Origin of the sequence: Arsenophonus sp. ENCA (assembly GCF_002287155.1) — a bacterium.
In the GTDB taxonomy this organism is placed as follows: Bacteria; Pseudomonadota; Gammaproteobacteria; order Enterobacterales; family Enterobacteriaceae; genus Arsenophonus; species Arsenophonus nilaparvatae.
The window spans coordinates 1-1,288 of record NZ_NHNG01000555.1 but is presented as its reverse complement, the minus strand read 5'-3'; the positions used below and the strand labels follow the sequence as shown (position 1 = coordinate 1,288).

General features: G+C 41.2%; 3 protein-coding genes. 2 read left to right on the top strand and 1 reads right to left on the bottom strand.

Annotated elements, in window-relative coordinates:
* Positions 1 to 705, top strand: a 705-nt coding sequence (locus CBG25_RS14365; protein WP_290607465.1) for a transposase, incomplete at its 5' end; no start/stop codon positions are given.
* On the top strand, positions 654 to 971 hold the full coding sequence (locus tag CBG25_RS14360; protein ID WP_290607463.1) for a hypothetical protein: 318 nt from the start codon (positions 654 to 656) through the stop codon (positions 969 to 971). The genes CBG25_RS14365 and CBG25_RS14360, both read left to right, overlap by 52 nt.
* 12 nt (positions 972 to 983) lie before the next feature.
* Here the strand turns inward: CBG25_RS14360 and CBG25_RS14355 are convergent.
* Positions 984 to 1,288, bottom strand: a 305-nt coding sequence (locus CBG25_RS14355) for a transposase family protein (RefSeq protein WP_290603625.1), incomplete at its 5' end; no start/stop codon positions are given.

The window sequence follows — 1,288 nt, the reverse complement described above, 5'->3', positions numbered from 1 at the left end:
AGAAAAATCTATCCGAAAGCCTTATTTATTTATGATACTGAAAAAGATATTTATACTTGTCCTGCCGACCATCAGTTATCCCTGAAAAGTACAGTTTTAGCTTCAGAAAACACGAGGAGCTATAAGGTTTATGGCTGTGTTAATTGCGCCCAATGCGAGCAAAAAAAACAATGTACACAATCCAAAGATGGAAGGAAAATAAAACGCTATCCGGAAGATAAACAGCGAGATGAACTTCGTTTACATATGGCTACTCCTGAGTCTAAAAAAATCTTGAATCAGCGAAAGAGCATGGTTGAACCTGTGTTTTCAGCATTGCGGGGAATTCAGGGTTTGGAACGTTTCCGGCGTAAGGGATTATTAGCGGTAAAGCTCGAATTTACCCTGCATGCAATGGCCTATAACTTATCAAGAGCGGTTGCTCTGATATTATGGATGATTTTCAGTCTATTATTTGTACAAACTAAAATCAGAAAAAGAGAAAATCTGCACGGTGGGATATTGTTGAAAAAAAAATTCCACCCCTTTTGCGACAGCCTCATTATGGCGGGGCGTAGCGGGGGAGCTGAAAAGCTCGCCGGATTCTTTGCTACCGGTAGTCGAACCCTGTTACGTCTCGCCACCCCGCTTCGACGAGGCTGTCGCAAAAGCTCATGTTATCGATTAAAATTTGCTTTATTCGTTTTAAACGCAGATCTTTTATGACCGTATTTACTCGCAAACTGGAATCGCCTTCTCACACCAAACGTAAGTTTGTCAAAGCGCAAAATCTACCTATCTTGGAGGGTTCTGTTTCCCTTTGCGATTATCTCAAGCAAATTGGTGAACGTAGGGCATTTATTGTCACAGAGATTTTGGATGAACAAGACTGGGTACCTTTCGAACGCTGTTATTCTTCAACAGGTAGAGCGCCGTATTCTCCTCGTTCAATAAGCGTGTTGCTTAATAGTGAAATAAGGGTGTTTCGGTGATTGAAGTAAATTTTACGCTGTTCTGAGATGGAAATTCCAAAGACCTGCGCTAAGGAGTAAGAAGGTATCATCAATAAAGGGTCTACGATTCCGTAAAATTTGGGTCATGCAACCGAGGCGCTTGATACCCGCGATGGCGTGTTCAACTGTAATACGGATGCCCGAGATTATTTTATTTTCTTGTTTTTGTTCAGGCGATAAAGGTCTTTTTCGAGTTCCTTTTTTTGGGATTTGTGTATTAGGATGCTGTTTATCTATACCTTGAAAACCGGTATCTGCCCAGATGGTTACCTCAGGAGGAATATGGCGAATTATAT

Bases quoted from the DNA above. Each gene is read 5' to 3' on its own strand.
- CBG25_RS14360 (WP_290607463.1), top strand. From the start codon at position 654: ATGTTATCGATTAAAATTTGCTTTATTCGTTTTAAACGCAGATCTTTT.